This window comes from Salinicola sp. LHM (assembly GCF_034479735.1).
In the GTDB taxonomy this organism is placed as follows: Bacteria; Pseudomonadota; Gammaproteobacteria; order Pseudomonadales; family Halomonadaceae; genus Salinicola; species Salinicola salarius.
Genome location: NZ_CP140261.1, coordinates 3439848 through 3456010, shown reverse-complemented (window position 1 = coordinate 3456010; position 16163 = coordinate 3439848). Strand labels below are relative to the sequence as shown.

Annotated in this window: 11 protein-coding genes and 5 tRNA genes; 14 read left to right on the top strand and 2 right to left on the bottom strand. The window is 61.4% G+C overall.

Features of this window, described 5'->3' with window-relative positions; genetic code table 11:
* Positions 1-2 precede the first annotated feature (2 nt).
* Positions 3-263, bottom strand: a complete 261-nt coding sequence (locus R5R73_RS15760) for a DUF4212 domain-containing protein (protein WP_071231497.1) — start codon at positions 261-263, stop codon at positions 3-5.
* 717 nt (positions 264-980) lie between these two features.
* On the opposite strand from R5R73_RS15760, the gene R5R73_RS15755 reads away from it, so the two are divergent.
* The 3 genes from R5R73_RS15755 (at position 981) to ttcA (ending at position 4357) form a co-directional block, all read left to right on the top strand.
* Positions 981-2798, top strand: a complete 1818-nt coding sequence (locus R5R73_RS15755; protein WP_322527998.1) for a putative nucleotidyltransferase substrate binding domain-containing protein — start codon at positions 981-983, stop codon at positions 2796-2798.
* Positions 2799-2809: 11 nt separating this feature from the next.
* Positions 2810-3427, top strand: coding sequence for a 3'-5' exonuclease (locus R5R73_RS15750; RefSeq protein WP_110635494.1), 618 nt, complete (start codon positions 2810-2812; stop codon positions 3425-3427).
* 75 nt (positions 3428-3502) lie between these two features.
* Positions 3503-4357, top strand: coding sequence for a tRNA 2-thiocytidine(32) synthetase TtcA (gene ttcA / locus R5R73_RS15745; RefSeq protein WP_322527997.1), 855 nt, complete (start codon positions 3503-3505; stop codon positions 4355-4357).
* Positions 4358-4413: 56 nt separating this feature from the next.
* Here ttcA and hpxO read toward each other — a convergent pair whose 3' ends face one another.
* On the bottom strand, positions 4414-5586 hold the full coding sequence (gene hpxO, locus R5R73_RS15740; RefSeq protein WP_322527996.1) for an FAD-dependent urate hydroxylase HpxO: 1173 nt from the start codon (positions 5584-5586) through the stop codon (positions 4414-4416).
* Positions 5587-5859: 273 nt separating this feature from the next.
* Here hpxO and R5R73_RS15735 point away from each other — a divergent pair, with 273 nt between their 5' ends.
* From R5R73_RS15735 to R5R73_RS15685, 11 genes are all read left to right on the top strand, one after another.
* Positions 5860-6585: an alpha/beta family hydrolase gene (locus R5R73_RS15735; protein WP_322527995.1), complete on the top strand. Its 726-nt coding sequence runs from the start codon at positions 5860-5862 to the stop codon at positions 6583-6585.
* A gap of 77 nt (positions 6586-6662) precedes the next feature.
* A tRNA-Val gene (locus tag R5R73_RS15730) sits at positions 6663-6738 on the top strand.
* Between the two features lie 54 nt (positions 6739-6792).
* Positions 6793-6869 (top strand) — tRNA-Asp (locus tag R5R73_RS15725).
* Positions 6870-6973: 104 nt separating this feature from the next.
* Positions 6974-7050, top strand: a tRNA-Asp gene (locus R5R73_RS15720).
* Between the two features lie 45 nt (positions 7051-7095).
* Positions 7096-7172: transfer RNA gene (locus R5R73_RS15715), tRNA-Val, on the top strand.
* A 4-nt stretch (positions 7173-7176) separates the two neighbouring features.
* Positions 7177-7253: transfer RNA gene (locus R5R73_RS15710), tRNA-Asp, on the top strand.
* Between the two features lie 331 nt (positions 7254-7584).
* Positions 7585-9597, top strand: a complete 2013-nt coding sequence (locus R5R73_RS15705; RefSeq protein WP_322527994.1) for an NADPH-dependent 2,4-dienoyl-CoA reductase — start codon at positions 7585-7587, stop codon at positions 9595-9597.
* A gap of 263 nt (positions 9598-9860) precedes the next feature.
* Positions 9861-10910 carry a threonine aldolase family protein gene (locus R5R73_RS15700; RefSeq protein ID WP_110635506.1) on the top strand — a complete coding sequence of 350 codons (1050 nt, stop codon included), beginning with the start codon at positions 9861-9863 and terminating at the stop codon, positions 10908-10910.
* A 323-nt stretch (positions 10911-11233) separates the two neighbouring features.
* Positions 11234-13156 (top strand): PrkA family serine protein kinase, encoded by a 1923-nt coding sequence (locus R5R73_RS15695; protein ID WP_071231341.1) that lies wholly within the window; start codon positions 11234-11236, stop codon positions 13154-13156.
* A gap of 112 nt (positions 13157-13268) precedes the next feature.
* Positions 13269-14552, top strand: a complete 1284-nt coding sequence (locus R5R73_RS15690) for a YeaH/YhbH family protein (protein ID WP_322527993.1) — start codon at positions 13269-13271, stop codon at positions 14550-14552.
* A gap of 50 nt (positions 14553-14602) precedes the next feature.
* Positions 14603-16159 carry a SpoVR family protein gene (locus R5R73_RS15685; protein WP_071231343.1) on the top strand — a complete coding sequence of 519 codons (1557 nt, stop codon included), beginning with the start codon at positions 14603-14605 and terminating at the stop codon, positions 16157-16159.
* The last annotated feature ends 4 nt before the right edge of the window (positions 16160-16163 follow it).

Below are 16163 nucleotides of genomic sequence, written 5' to 3'. Positions count from 1 at the left end.
GCTTACTCCCCGAGACCGAATTGTTTGTCCAGCCGGTTCATCTTCCAGGCATAGAAGAAGATCAAGCCGATGAAGATCAGAATGGATCCCTGTTGCGCGAACCAGAAACCCAGGTCAGTGCCACCGATGGATATGCCAGCCAGCAAGGGTCGTAACAGGATGGCGCAGCCATAGGACGCCAGCGCCCAGACGATCAGGCAGCCGGTTATCAGGCGAAGATTCGCCTTCCAATAGGCAGCAGCGTTGGATTTGTCATCTGCCATATTATCGTTCTCCGCGTCATTGAAGCTGGGAAGTGTTCCGAGTTTATGCCCGCCGGCGGGGCAGCCGCTCGACTACAAACTACATTTATCATGAGTGATTCACATGCGTACGAATTTTCCGCGGGAAGATTCGATCGACAGGCGCTTTTCGATCACTCGTTTTATGGAGACTAAAGTCGCCTTTATTCGCGCCTTGGCTCGTCGACGGGATACGTTATCGACTTGCCATCTCCCTATAGTGCTCAATAGCAATATTGATTAACGAAAACAAGGTGTTAAATCTTCTACCTTAGTATCGTGGAAACGATTGACTAATGTCTTATATATAGTTGATTGGATATAAAGCCGCTGTTCAATGATTTTTGATTGAGGTCTATAAGACCATGGTCTAGCCAAAAGTGCGGGGCGTTGATTTCGGCTGGGTGTAGATATTCTACTTTGCTATAAAAGTGACAATTCACGATCAATAAAAAATGGGAGATTCGTTAAGTTATAATGAGCTGGCAAACAAATCGCTAAATGTAGAGTGTCGGAAGGATATCGGAAGAGTATGCAGAGCGCCGTAGATTGCGTCTCTGCCTGCGCATCGCTGCATGGGCTTTTTCAAGGGTGAATTCTCGTGGCTGAAATGATACGACAGTTCGAGCATGCCTTCCTCGAGCCCGCTCGCGGCAGGGTGCTCGGCAAGAGTGCCATTGCGATGACGGGAGCCGCCTGATGGTCGATATGGACCTTTCCCAGCCGCCTTTCACGCTGCTCGACGATAGCGGGCGTGAGCGTGTCGTTCGTGGCGTCGATCTGCTCTACTTCAATCGCGGCGAGATCATTCTCGATGCCGGCCAGCCCGGCGAGTTCGTGTACATCATCCACAAGGGAGAGGTCGCGGAGCTCGACCCCCACGCGCCGAGCGATCAGGCGCGCATTGCCCATTACACGGCTGGCGACCTGTTCGGTGCTATCAGCATTCTCAAAGGGTCCAGCCGATATCGCTTCAAGGTGGAGCAGGAAAGCCTCTGCTATGCGATGCCCAAGACACTCTTCGAGCACCTTTGCGACGATTACCCGGCTTTCGCCGACTTCTTCCAGCGCGGGCTGGCGCAGAAGACCCGCCTGCTAGCCGAGCGTCGCGCCGAAAGTGGCGTGAACATGGCGGGTTTCATGCTGGCTCGGGTCAGCGCCTGCATGCGAGCGCCGTTGATCGTCGAGGCGACCACCAGTATTGCCGCGGCGGTCAACCGGCTCAACGAGAGCCATGCCGACAGCTTGCTGGTCGGCAAGGACGGTCGCTTCGGGGTGGTGACCAAGACCGATCTGCTCAATGCGTTAGTGATGGAAGGCGCGACGCAGGCGCGTCCGGTGGTCACCATTGCTCACTTCGAGCTGGTTTCCGCCGCTCCCGATCAGTATCTGTTCGAAGCGCTGGTGCAGATGACCCGGCATCAGGTAGCCAGGGTGGTGGTGGTCGAGCAGGACCGGCCGGTTGGCGTGGTGGAGTTGACCGATGTGCTCAGCCATTTCTCGAGCCGTTCCTACATGGTCAGTCTCGAGCTCGAGCAGGCCGGCGATCTCGAGGCCCTGGCTCGCGCCAGCGCACGGCTGCCGGAGCTGGTCCAGGCGCTGATGGCCCAGGGGATCAAGCTCCGCTTCGTCATGGATCTGCTGGCGGCGCTCAACGGGCGTATCGTCGACAAGGCCTATCAGCTTCTCGTCGCCCCCCGCTACCGCGCTCAGAGCTGTCTATTGGTAATGGGCAGCGAAGGACGCGGTGAGCAGATCCTCAAGACCGATCAGGATAATGCGCTGATCGTCACCGACGAAAGCGATTGGCCCGATCGCGAAATCGCCATGCAGCGTTTCACCGAGACACTGTATACGCTGGGCTACCCGCCCTGTCCGGGCAATATCATGGTCTCGAACCCTGCGTGGGTAGATAGCGAGAGCGGCTGGCGAAGGACGATCACGCGCTGGGTCGAGCGCCGTGACGGCGCGTCGCTGATGAATCTCGCCATCATGCTCGATGCCCGTGGCGTCGCCGGCGATACTCGTTTGCTGGATCGCGTGCGCGAACATCTCTTCGCCAGCTGCTCCCACGATGAATTGCTGCTTTCCTACTTTGCTCGGGCCGCGCTGCATTTCGCCGCGCCGTTGACCCTGTTCGGCACGCTCAAGACGCCCAGGCACGGTATCGACATCAAGAAAGGCGGTATCTTCCCGATCGTGCACGGGGTGCGCACCCTGGCGCTGGAATGTCGCATCAACGAGACATCGACCCTGGCTCGGCTGGCGGCGCTTGCCGAACAGGGACGGCTGGAAGCGGACTTTGCCGCGGATCTCGGCGAGGCGCTGGCGCTGTTCATCGAACTGCGCCTCAAGCAACAGCTGGCCCAACTCGACGGACGGCAGAACAGCGACGAACCCAATCTGGTCGTGGTTCAGTCCCTGTCGTCGCTGGAGCGCGACCTGTTGCGCCAGGCGCTGCATATCGTCAAGGATTTCCAGCAACGTCTGACGCACCGTTTTCATCTCGAATACTGACGAGGACTGCGATGATACGTTCGCTACGCCGTGTGGCCGATCGCCGCCGCCAGGCGGATGGCCGCTATGGCTGGCTGTTCAGTCCCTACACCGGTGACGAGATGGTGGCCATCGACTGCGAGACCACCGGCCTCGATACCAGGACCGCCGAACTGGTTTCGATCGCTGCGGTACGCATTCAGGGCGAGCGCGTGCTGACCAGCGGCTCGCTGGATCTGCGCCTTCAGCCGCCGGCCAGCCTGCGCGGTGATTCCATCAAGATCCATCGCATGCGCGGGGTCGACTTGAATGATGGTGACGAGCTGGGGGAGGCGTTGGAAAAGTTCCTCGATTTCATCGGCAATCGCCCGCTGTTGGGTTGGTGCATCGATTACGACCGAGCGGTGATCGACCGTCAGCTTCGGCCGCTGTTCGGCTTCAGCCTACCCAATGCATGCCTTGACGTGGCACGGCTCTATCTGCGCGAGATGCATCGGACGCGCCCGCAGCTGGAGCCGACGGTAAATTTCGAGTCGGTCGCCGAGGCGCTCAATGTGCCGGTGATGGGTCGCCACACCGCCCTCGGTGATGCGACAACCACGGCCTTGATGTACATACGCCTGAAGAAGGGCGCGCTGACGACAAGTTAGCGAGGGCGCATCGCAAGTCGCCGGGCGCAGTGATAGCATGAGCGCGCCTTCATACCCATATGTGTCGTTCGACCCATGCAAGCATCTACCGTTACCCAGAAGTACGAGTTCAACAAGCTGCAGAAGCGCCTGCGCCGTCAGGTCGGCAACGCGATCATCGATTACGGGATGATCCACGAGGGCGACAAGGTGATGGTGTGCCTTTCCGGCGGCAAGGACTCTTACACCATGCTGGAGATTCTGATGAATCTGCAGCGTAACGCGCCGGTCAATTTCGAACTGGTCGCGGTCAATCTCGATCAGAAACAGCCGGGTTTTCCCGAACACGTGCTGCCCGAATATCTGGATGCCAAGGGGGTGAACTACCACATCCTCGAGCGCGATACCTATTCGGTGGTCAAGGAGAAGACGCCGGAGGGCAAGACCACCTGTGCGCTCTGTTCGCGGCTGCGTCGCGGCTCGCTCTACGGCTTCGCCGAGGAGATCGGGGCGACCAAGGTGGCTCTCGGGCACCACCGCGAGGACATTCTGGAGACGCTGTTCCTCAACATGTTCTTCGGCGGTTCGCTCAAGGCGATGCCGCCCAAGCTGCTGTCGGACGATGGCAAGAACATCGTCATTCGCCCGCTGGCCTACTGCCGCGAAGCCGATATCGCCGAGTTCGCGCGCCAGATGGCGTTCCCGATCATTCCCTGCAACCTGTGCGGCTCGCAGCCCAACCTGCAGCGTCAGGTGGTCAAGGAGATGCTGGCGGAGTGGGAGATCAAGCATCCCGGGCGGCTCGAGACCATGTTCAAGGCGGTGACCAACGTCGCGCCCTCGCAGCTTGCGGATCGCGACCTGTTCGATTTCGAGGGGCTGGAGGCGAAGCAGCGTCAGATGCAGAAAACGCGGATCGATGCCTTCGATCTGCTCGCCCGCGAAGCCTGAGCGAACACGGTGCCCACAAGGCCCGCCGGAGGTGATCTCCGGCGGGCCTTGTGCATTCATGCCAGCGGACCGCCAAGTATCGTCTTGCTCATTCCGCCCATGATGTGGGTGCCGTCCTCTTCGGCCAGTTCGGCGTACCAGGCGCGTGTCTTGGCGGGATCGGCGCCATGGGTCGTGTCGGCACGCTGGCGTGCGCGCGTGACGATACTGCCGACGCGCTGGACGCGGGCACGGTCGTAGGCTTGCAGGGCGGCGGGAATGTCGCCATCGGCATCATCGAGGGCGCGAGCCAGCACCCAGGCGTCTTCCATCGCCTGACAGCCCCCCTGGCCCAGATCCGGCGCCATGCCGTGCGCCGCGTCGCCGAGAATGGCGGCACGTTCGCCGATCAACGTCTCCAGCGGTTCGATGTCGTGAATCTCCACGCGGGCCATCGCGGCGGGGTCGAGGCGTTCGATCAGCCGCTGAACCGGCGGTGCCCAGCCGGCGAAATGCCGTGCGAGCTCGTCACGATAGCTGGCGGGGTCGTTGGTCGTGCCGGCGGGCAGCGGGACGTCGAAGAAACAATAGAACTCGGGCGAGGCGCCTTCGCCGCTCATCGGCATCATCGAGACGCGCTGATGGTCGCCGACGTACTGCACCCACTGGTCGAGCGGGGCGAGATCGGGCGTGGCGGCGACCCGCACGTTCCAGTTGACGTAGCCGCAGTAGCGACGCTCCACGGCATGGCCAAGCGCCCGTTCGCGCAATCGGGAGTGCGTGCCGTCGGCGATCACGATCAGGTCGGCCCGGCGCGTCGAACCGTCGGAGAGGGTGGCTTCCACGCCGCTGTCGTCGCAGCGGTAATCGGTACAGGCCAGACCGAGCGTGACGTTGTCCGACCCCACGGCATCCAGCAGCAGCTGCTGGAGCGACGCCCGCGCGATGGGGCAGGCACGCTGTCCCACCTGGTCATAGAGCGGCTGCAGGCTGAAATGGGTCAGGGGCTGGCCGTCCTTGGTGAAATAGGCCATGTCGTCCATGCGCCCGCTGGCCTGCTCGACGGCATCGCCCAATCCCAGGGCCTTGAGCACCTTGACGCCGTTGGACCAGACCGAGATGGCTGCGCCCACCGGGCGAAGCTCGGCGACGCGGTCGATGACCTCGACCTGATGGCCTGCCTTCTGGAGCGCCAGGGCGGCGGTGAGCCCGCCCATGCCGGCGCCGATGACGAGAACGTTCAGCGTCATGGGAATGTCCTGGTTGTTGTCGTTAGCTTGTTGTCGTTGGCTTGTTGTCATCAAGGAATGCGTCGTTGAACGACGTATCCTGACAAACCTGTCATGCGAAATGAGCACGACCAGAAAACCTGACCGATTGATCAGGTTTTGTCATCCTACGCAAAAAAGAGGCCGCATGGGAATGCTGGGGCATCGTCGGGCTTGCCGCGAGGCCTCACCGATTCCTCGCTGGCACCGGCCGAAACGGCATGATCTGCCGGAACCGATCGACAAGGGGGCACGATGACCGGAACGGCCGCAGTTCCATCACTCGAGACTCAGGATAGCGAAGCATTACGTGCAGCGCTGGCAGCGGGCGACGGCGCGCACCATGAGGCCGCCCTGGGCGGATTCGTCGTCGAAGGAGAGGCGAGGCGTGCGCGCCTGATGCTCTGTCACGGGGCAGGGGCCGGGCACGATTCCCCGTTTCTGGTCCGGTTGCGCCAGCAGTTGGCCACACGCGGCATTCAGGTCGTGGCGCTGGAGTTCGATTACATGGCGACCATGCGCAAGGAGGGCAAGCGACGGCCGCCGCCCAGGATCGAAAGACTGGTGGCGGAGCTGGCCGAATGGCGTCGGGCGTTGCTGGCGCTGGATGGCGAGACGCCGCTGTGGGTCGGCGGCAAGTCCATGGGAGGCAGGGTCGCCAGCCTGCTGGCCACGCAAGTCGAGGTGGCGGGGCTGGTCCTGTGTGGTTATCCGTTTCATCCCCCCGGCAAGCCCGCGCGCCTGCGACTCGATCACTGGCCGGAGATTCGTTGCCCGCTGCTGTTGCTCCAGGGGACGCGCGACCCGTTCGGGCGACGTGACGAGGTAGAGGGATACGATCTGCCGGCACAGACGGAGTGCCACTTCCTGGAGGGCGGAGACCACGATTGGAAGCCGCCCAAACGCCACGCGCAGACGCAGTCGACATTGATCGACGAGGCTATCGGCCACGTGGCGCGGCGGCTGAGCGCAAGTGAATGATCCGGATGGAAAATAGTGATGTGAAAAGCTGTTGACTTTCGACCGGTCACAGGTAGAATGCAGCGCCACGTGACCACGGGTGGTTAGCTCAGTTGGGAGAGCACCAGCCTTACAAGCTGGGGGTCACAGGTTCGAACCCTGTACCACCCACCATTACGTTTTCGTAATGCTCGGGATCACGTGTTGCAAGAAGCAATTGGAAAATGCGGACCGGTAGTTCAGTTGGTTAGAATGCCGGCCTGTCACGCCGGAGGTCGCGGGTTCGAGTCCCGTCCGGTCCGCCATTTCCATCGACATTGACAAGCCCCAAAGGCATGCAATGTCACCCGCTAGTCGCGTAGTTGGTATCGTTGGTCTGCGTTTCGACTCATACCCCGATGCATCGAGTGGACCGGTAGTTCAGCTGGTTAGAATGCCGGCCTGTCACGCCGGAGGTCGCGGGTTCGAGTCCCGTCCGGTCCGCCATACTTCGCATTGCTGGTGCTTGTTGTATCGAATTGTTTGACGTCTGGGTGGTTAGCTCAGCTGGTTAGAGCACCAGCCTCACATGCTGGGGGTCACAGGTTCGAGTCCTGTACCACCCACCACAGCGGACCGGTAGTTCAGCTGGTTAGAATGCCGGCCTGTCACGCCGGAGGTCGCGGGTTCGAGTCCCGTCCGGTCCGCCATCGACGTCTTCTGTTCCGATCATCTCCTCGCCGTTTTCCCCGCTGTTGCGATGTCGTCAAGCCGACGCGTGACTCATTCGATGTTTTCACGCCATTCGGCGGTCTTCGCGCCATTCGATAGTCTTCGTGCCCCAGCCTCGCTCGTATTTTATCGATCTGTCTTGTTTTGCCTTGTCTTGTTCCGTTCGGCTCAGCGCTGCTCGTCCTCGGCCGCACCTTGATACCGCTTTGGTGGAATGGTTCCCGTCGGCGTTTTCGTTACACTGATGTTCATACGTGCGTTTGAAAGCCGCTATCGGCGGTAAGCGCCCCGACATGAGTGGATCCGACCGTGACGCGTTTTCCCCATCTCTTTCGCCCTCTGCAAGTCGGCTCGTTGACACTGCGCAATCGCGTGGTGATGGGGTCGATGCATACCAATCTGGAAGAAGTGCCGAACGGCTTCGAGCGTCTGGCGGCGTTCTATGCGGAACGGGCGCGTCATGGTGTCGGCTTGATCGTTACCGGCGGCATCGCGCCCAATGCGGAAGGGGCGGTCTTCCAGGGCGCAGCCAAGCTCACCGATCGCGCCGAGGTCGAGCGGCATCGTCCCGTCGTGGAAACGGTTCACGCCCACGGCGCTCATGTCTGCCTGCAGATACTGCATGCGGGCCGCTACGCCTATTCGCCGGATCTGGTCGCGCCCTCGGCGATCGCCGCGCCGATCAACCGTTTCACGCCACGTGCGCTGAAGGGCGACGAGGTCGAGCGGCAGATCGACGACTTCGTCCGCTGCGCCAGGCTGGCCCAGGCCGCCGGGTACGACGGCGTCGAGATCATGGGTTCGGAAGGTTACCTGATCAATCAGTTCCTTTGCCGCCGTACCAACCATCGCGATGACGCCTGGGGCGGCGATAGCGCGGGGCGCCGGCGCTTCGCGATCGAGATCGTGCGACGGATTCGCGAAGCCTGCGGCACGGATTTCCTGCTGATCTTTCGACTGTCGATGATCGATCTGGTCGAGGAGGGCAGTACCCGAGAGGAGATCGTGGCGCTGGCGCAGGCGATAGAAGGCGCCGGGGCGGACATGATCAACAGCGGCATCGGTTGGCATGAGGCGCGGGTGCCGACCATCGTCACCAGTGTGCCGCGTGCGGCGTTCGTTCCCGTCAGCCGGGCGGTACGCGAGGCGATTTCGATACCGCTGATCGCGACCAATCGTATCAACATGCCGGCGGTGGCGGAGGCGGTGCTGGCCGAAGGGCATGCCGATCTGGTGTCGATGGCGCGTCCCTTCCTGGCCGATCCGGCGTGGATGAGCAAGGCCGAGCAGGGCCGGGTCGACGAGATCAACACCTGTATCGCCTGCAATCAGGCCTGTCTCGATCACACCTTCAAGGGCAAGCTGACTTCCTGCCTGGTCAATCCGCGCGCTTGCCACGAAACCGAGCTGACGCTGACACCGACCGATACGCCCAGACGGATCGCCGTGGTGGGAGCCGGCCCGGCCGGGCTGGCTGCCGCCGTTGCCTGCGCCGAGCGTGGGCATCGGGTCACGCTGTTCGAGCGTGATTCAAGGATTGGCGGCCAGTTCCGGTTGGCGCAGCGGATCCCGGGAAAGGAGGAGTTCGCCGAGACTTTGCGCTATTTCACCACTCAGCTGACGCTGCGCGGCGTGGAATTGTGTCTCGATACCCAGGCCGATGTTCAGCAATTGCGGGGCTTCGACGAGGTTGTCATCGCTACTGGCGTCAAGCCTCGCGAGCTCGAGATCGAAGGCATCGATCACCCCAGCGTGCTGCCCTATCCCGTGGCGATCCAGCATCCCGAGCGAGTGGGGCGACGAGTGGCGATCATCGGTGCCGGCGGGATCGGTTTCGATGTGGCCGAACTGCTGGCCCATGCGGACTCGCCTGCCGAGGACGTCGAGCGCTGGTGCGACGAGTGGGGCGTTGACCTGTCGGTGGCTACCGCTGGCGGGCTGAAGCCGCGGGTGCCGCCAGCGGTGCCGCGCCAGATCACGCTGCTACAGCGAAAGGCCGGCAAGCCGGGCGAAGGGCTTGGCGTGACCACCGGCTGGGTTCATCGTGCCGCGCTGCGGGCGCGCCGGGTCGAAACGTTGTCGGGCTGCATCTATCAGCATATTGACGATGATGGATTGCATGTCAGCGTCAACGGGGAGGCCAGGCTATTGGCGGTCGACAATATCGTGGTCTGTGCGGGTCAGGAGTCGCAGCAGACACTTCATGAGGCGCTGGTCGCAAGCGGCGTGAGGGCTCATCGAATCGGCGGTGCCGATCTGGCTGCTGAGCTCGATGCCAAGCGTGCCATCGAGCAGGGCGTGCGACTGGCGGCGAGTCTATGAGCTGGGGCCGGTTGCGTTGAGTCAGCGTGAGTGGCGAGTGCTCGTGCGCTGCCGAGCGTGGAAGACAGGTGTTAGACTGGAATTTCACCAGTGAGCGCGAGCCGTGCGACGGCGACCCCGTCGCTCCCCGGGTTGCGCTTCTTGTTATTCAGGCTGCCGTGTCTCGTGACCGCCATGCCTGACCCTCAGAAAACGCAGACTCTCGTGCCGTGATCGGCCTTGGTCGCTTTTTCTCGATGGAGGGATCGTACAAGGACCCCCAGATGACATCCGATTGTAGCCCTCGCTATCTGGCGAGCGATAACACCTCCGGCATCTGCCCGGAAGCCCTCGATTACTTGATCCGGGCGAATGCCAGCGATGATCTCGCTTACGGCAACGATGCCTGGACCCACCGCGCCGCAGACCGCTTCCGCGAACTGTTCGATTATGACTGTGACGTCTTCTTCGTCTTCAACGGCACCGCCGCCAACTCGCTGTCGCTGGCGGCGCTGGGCCAGAGCTATCACAGCGTGATCTGTCACGAACTGGCTCATATCGAGACCGACGAGTGCGGCGGGCCGGAGTTCTTTTCCAACGGCTCCAAGCTGCTGACCAGCCCCGGCGAAGATGGCAAGCTGACGCCCGAAGGCATCGAGCGGCTGGTGGTGAAGCGTAACGACATTCACTATCCCAAGCCGCGGGTCGTCTCGATCACCCAGGCCACCGAGGTGGGCACCGTCTACTCCCGCGAGGAGCTGCTGGCGATCCGCACCGTCGCGGACAAGTACGACCTGCGTGTTCACATGGACGGGGCGCGCTTCGCCAATGCCTGCAGTGCCTTGGAGGCGTCTCCGGCAGAGCTGACCTGGCAGGCCGGTGTCGACGTGCTCTGTTTCTCCGGTACCAAGAACGGCTTGCCGATGGGCGAGGCGATCCTGTTCTTCAACAAGGAACTGGCCGAGGACTTCGCCTACCGCTGCAAGCAGGCGGGACAGCTGGCATCCAAGATGCGCTTCATCGCCGCCCCTTGGCTGGGGCTGCTCGAGTCCGGCGCCTGGAAAAGCAATGCCGATCATGCCAATGCCATGGCGCGTTATCTCGCCGACGGGCTGGCCGCGCTACCCGGTGCTTCGCTGATGTTTCCGACGCAGGCCAACAGCGTCTTCGTCAGCCTGCCCGAGCCGGTCATTTCGCAATTGCGCGCCAAGGGCTGGACCTTCTACACCTTCATCGGCGCTGGCGGTGCGCGATTCGTGTGCTCCTGGAATACCACGTCAGAGCTGCTCGACCAGCTATTGGCCGACGCCCGGGCCGCTTTCGACGCGCCCTGATGCAGGCCGGCGCCCTGAGGGCTCGGGCGCCGGTTTTCCCGTCTTTTTCTCCTTGCTCGATTCGCAAAAGAATTTTGTCGTGATTTTTCTGTGAGTTACCGAAAACCGCGCGATGCGGCGCGTTTTATCGGCGCAAAATTCCCCGTGCATCGAAACCGGATCGTGGTAGCGTGTTCTAAAGCGTGTGTTCCGACGCTGCGTTGAAAAGACTCGCGAAACGGGTCTGCCCGACGCTTCGTGCATCTGTCTATGCTGTTAGTCAGCTAGCCCGGCTGGCAGGGCATCCGTCCTGCGCGGTTGGGGGTCATGACCAGGAGGCTTCCATGAGCATCTTCGATCACGTGCAGAGCCGTTACGAACAGGTTCAACAGGAAGAAATGAGCCTGCAGGAATATCTAGAGCTGTGCCGGAAGGATCCCCGTGTCTACGCCAACGCCGCCGAGCGGATGCTGAGTGCCATCGGGGAACCGGAAGCGATCGACACGGCCAAGGATCCTCGCCTTTCCCGTATTTTTTCCAACAAGGTCATTCGCCGCTATCCCGCCTTTGCCGAGTTCTATGGCATGGAAGAGGCGATCGAACAGATCGTTGCCTACTTCCGGCATGCGGCTCAGGGGCTCGAGGAGCGCAAGCAGATTCTCTACCTGCTGGGCCCGGTCGGTGGCGGCAAGTCGTCGCTGGCCGAGCGCCTCAAGCTGCTCATGGAGCGTGTGCCGTTCTACGCGATCAAGGATTCGCCGGTCTACGAGTCGCCGCTCGGGCTGTTCTCGCCGGAAGAGGATGGCGAGTTGCTCGAGAAGGAATACAACATTCCGCAGCGCCATCTGCGGGGGCCGATGTCGCCCTGGGCCGCCAAGCGCCTCAAGGAGTACGGCGGCGATCTGTCGCAGTTCCGCGTGGTGCGTCTGCATCCGTCGCGACTCAATCAGATTGCGGTGTCCAAGACCGAGCCGGGCGACGAGAACAATCAGGATATCTCGTCTCTGGTGGGCAAGGTCGATATCCGTCAGCTGGAGCTCTATTCCCAGGACGATCCGGATGCCTACAGCTTCTCCGGCGGCCTGTGCAAGGCCAACCAGGGGCTGATGGAGTTCGTCGAGATGTTCAAGGCGCCGATCAAGGTGCTGCATCCGCTGCTCACGGCCACTCAGGAGGGGAACTACAACCCTACCGAGGGCATGGGGGCGATTCCCTTCGATGGCATTATCATGGCTCACTCCAACGAGAGCGAGTGGCAGCAGTTCCGTAACAACCGCAACAACGAGGCATTTCTCGACCGCGTCTATATCGTCAAGGTGCCTTACTGCCTGCGCGTTTCCGAAGAGATCAAGATCTATCAGAAGCTGCTGGAGCATTCGTCGCTCAACGAAGCCCCCTGCGCGCCGGATACGCTGCGCATGCTGGCGCAGTTTTCGGTGCTGTCGCGGCTCAAGGAGCCGGAAAACTCAAGCATCTATTCGAAGATGCGGGTCTACGATGGCGAGAACCTGAAGGATACCGATCCCAAGGCCAAGTCGATCCAGGAGTACCGTGACGCGGCCGGGGTCGATGAAGGCATGAACGGACTCTCCACGCGTTTCGCCTTCAAGATCCTCTCCAAGGTGTTCAACTTCGATGCCCACGAGATCGCCGCCAACCCGGTGCATCTGCTTTACGTGCTGGAGCAGGCGCTGGAACGCGAACAGTTGCCCAAGGAGGTCCACGAGCGCTACCTGCGGTTCATCAAGGAGTACTTGGCGCCACGCTACGTCGATTTCATCGGCAAGGAGATCCAGACTGCGTATCTCGAGTCCTATACCGAGTACGGCCAGAACATCTTCGACCGCTACGTGACCTACGCCGACTTCTGGATCCAGGACCAGGAGTATCGCGATCCGGAGACCGGCGAGCTGTTCGACCGGCAGTCGCTCAACGAGGATCTCGAGAAGATCGAGAAGCCCGCCGGGATCTCCAACCCCAAGGACTTCCGCCACGAGGTCGTCAATTTCGTGCTGCGCGCCCGCGCCCACAACAACGGCATGAACCCGAGCTGGCAGTCCTACGAGAAGCTCCGCGGCGTGATCGAGCACAAGATGTTCGCCAATACCGAGGAGTTGCTGCCGGTCATCTCGTTCAATGCCAAGGCGTCGGCGTCGGATCAGCGCAAGCACGAGGATTTCGTCGATCGCATGGTGCAGCGCGGCTACACCGAAAAGCAGGTGCGCCTGCTCTCCGAATGGTATCTGCGGGTGCGCAAGTCGCACTAGCGCGTGGTTAGTTGATGTCAGCAGGAGCGGCGGCTGCGAGTCGGGCCGCGCTCCCCGAGGCTGAAGGCCATTCTCGGATGGCCGCTATCGCAGCCAGTCTGCGGGAGGTGCCATGAGTTACTTCATCGATCGACGCCCCAACGCACGCCACAAGAGTGCGGTCAATCGTCAACGGTTCTTGCAGCGCTATCGTTCCCACATCAAGCGCGCCGTGGAAGAGTCGGTGAATCGGCGCTCGATCACCGATATGGAGCGCGGCGAAAAAGTCTCGATTCCCACCAAGGATATCTCCGAGCCTTCGTTTCAACATGGGCCGGGTGGCCGGCGTACGGTTGTGAGTCCGGGAAACAAGGAGTTTGCCGAGGGAGATCGATTGCGCCGCCCCGGGGGCGGAGGCGGTGGTGGCGGCAGTGGCGAGGGTCAGGCAGGGAATCAGGGCGAGGGCATGGACGAGTTCGTGTTCTCGCTGTCACGAGAAGAGTTTCTCGATTTCGTCTTCGATGGCCTGGAGCTGCCGCATCTGGAGCGCAAGCAGCTGCAGGTCCTGGAGGAGACCCGGCCGGTAAGGGCAGGCATCTCCAAGGAGGGCGTGCCGGCGCGCATCAATATCGTGCGTTCGATGCGCGAGGCCCAGGCCCGGCGTATCGGCATGCGGGCGCCATTGAAACGAGCGCTGCGCGAGGCCCAGGAGGCGCTCGACATCGAAGAGCGCAAGGACCCGGTGTTGCGCAATCCGGCGCGTATCGATGAGCTGAAATCCGAAATCACCCGGCTGGAGAAGCGGATCGCGTCGATTCCGTTCCTGGATACCTACGACCTGCGCTACAACCACCTCACGCATCAGCCGATGCCATCGAACCAGGCCGTGATGTTCTGCATCATGGACGTCTCCGGCTCGATGACCCAGGCGCACAAGGATATCGGCAAGCGCTTCTTCCTGCTGCTCTATCTGTTTCTCGAACGCAATTACGAGAAGGTCGAGCTGGTGTTCGTGCGCCACCACACCGTGGCCAAGGAGGTCGACGAAGAGGAGTTCTTCTATTCGCGGGAGACTGGCGGCACGATCGTCTCCAGTGCCCTGACGCTGGTCAACAGCATCATCGAGGCGCGCTACGCGCCCGAACAGTGGAATCTCTACGTGGCCCAGGCCAGCGACGGCGACAACTGGGATGACGACTCGTCGACCTGTCTCGAGCTGCTCAATGAATCGTTGATGCGCAAGTTGCAGTACTTCACCTACGTGGAGATCACGCCTCATGCCCACCAGGCGCTGTGGGAGGCCTACGATACGGTGCGGGCGGCCTATCCCGAGCGCTTCGCCATGCAGCAGATCGTTCAGGCGGAAGATATCTATCCGGTCTTCCGCGAGCTCTTTCGGCAGCGTGCGCAAGGCTGACATCGATATCGCGGGCAGCAGGATGGGACGGACGCAGCGAGGAAACCACGATGACGCGACGCAAGCCCATAGCCACCGGCTCGGATTGGAACTTCGAGGCGCTCGAGTCCTACGAGCGTGCCATCGCCGAGTTGGCCAGGGAGTATCGGTTGGACACCTATCCCAACCAGATAGAGATCATTACCTCCGAGCAGATGATGGATGCCTACGCCAGCGTGGGCATGCCGATCGGCTATCACCACTGGTCGTTCGGCAAGCAGTTCCTGTCGGTGGAGCAGGCCTACCGTCGTGGCCAGATGGGGCTGGCCTACGAACTGGTGATCAATTCCGATCCCTGCATCGCCTATCTGATGGAAGAGAATTCGCTGATGATGCAGGTGCTGGTCATCGCGCACGCCTGCTACGGGCACAATTCGTTCTTCAAGGGCAACTATCTGTTCCGAACCTGGACCGATGCCTCGGCGATCGTCGATTACCTGGTCTTTGCGCGCAGTTATGTGGCCAAGTGTGAAGAGCGTCACGGAGTCGAGGCCGTCGAGCAGTTGCTCGATGCCTGTCATGCCCTGCAGAACTACGGCGTCGATCGCTACAAGCGGCCTTCGCCGATTTCGGCCGATGAAGAAGCGCGTCGTCAGGAGGAGCGGGAGGCGTATCTGCAGACGCAGGTCAACCGACTCTGGAGCACGATTCCGCCGGTAGTGAGCGAGCTGGCCCAGGAGCCGCTGCATGATCACGAGAACGATCCGCTGGGGCTCCATCGTCACGGTCGCTATCCCAGCGAGCCGCAGGAGAACCTGCTCTATTTCCTCGAGAAGAATGCGCCGCTGCTGGAGCCCTGGCAGCGCGAGATCGTGCGTATCGTGCGCAAGCTTGCCCAGTATTTCTATCCGCAGCGTCAGACCCAGGTAATGAACGAGGGCTGGGCGACGTTCTGGCACTACACCTTGATGAACCGCCTTTATGACGACGGCCTGATCGACGAGGGCATCATGCTCGAGTTCCTGCAGTCGCATACCTCGGTCATCACCCAGCCGGGTTTCGACAGCCCTTATTTCAACGGCATCAATCCGTATGCGCTGGGATTCGCGATGTTCAGCGATATCCAGCGCATCTGCCGGGCACCGACCGAAGAAGACCGCGAGTGGTTCCCCGACATTGCCGGCAGCGACTGGCTGGAGACGCTGCATTTCGCGATGCAGAACTTCAAGGACGAATCGTTCATTCAGCAGTTCCTGTCGCCCAAGGTGATTCGCGATCTCAAGCTCTTCAGCCTGGTCGATGATGACCGCGACGACAGCCTCCAGATCGAGGCGATTCACGACGACCGTGGCTATCGCCGGATCCGCGAGGCGTTGAGCGTGCAGTACGCGCTATCCGCTCGCGAGCCCAACATCCAGGTCTGGGAAGCCGACATTCGTGGCGATCGATCGCTGACGCTGCGCCATGTGCAGGATCGTCGGCGTCCGCTGGGGCAGAGCCTGTTTCCGGTCATGCGCTATCTGCACCAGCTGTGGGGATTTCCCATCAAGCTCGAATCGACGGAAGAAGGCGATATCGTGCGCCGCTATCAATGGCCGATTCCCGAGCCGACGCGAGAATCGGCGTGAATAC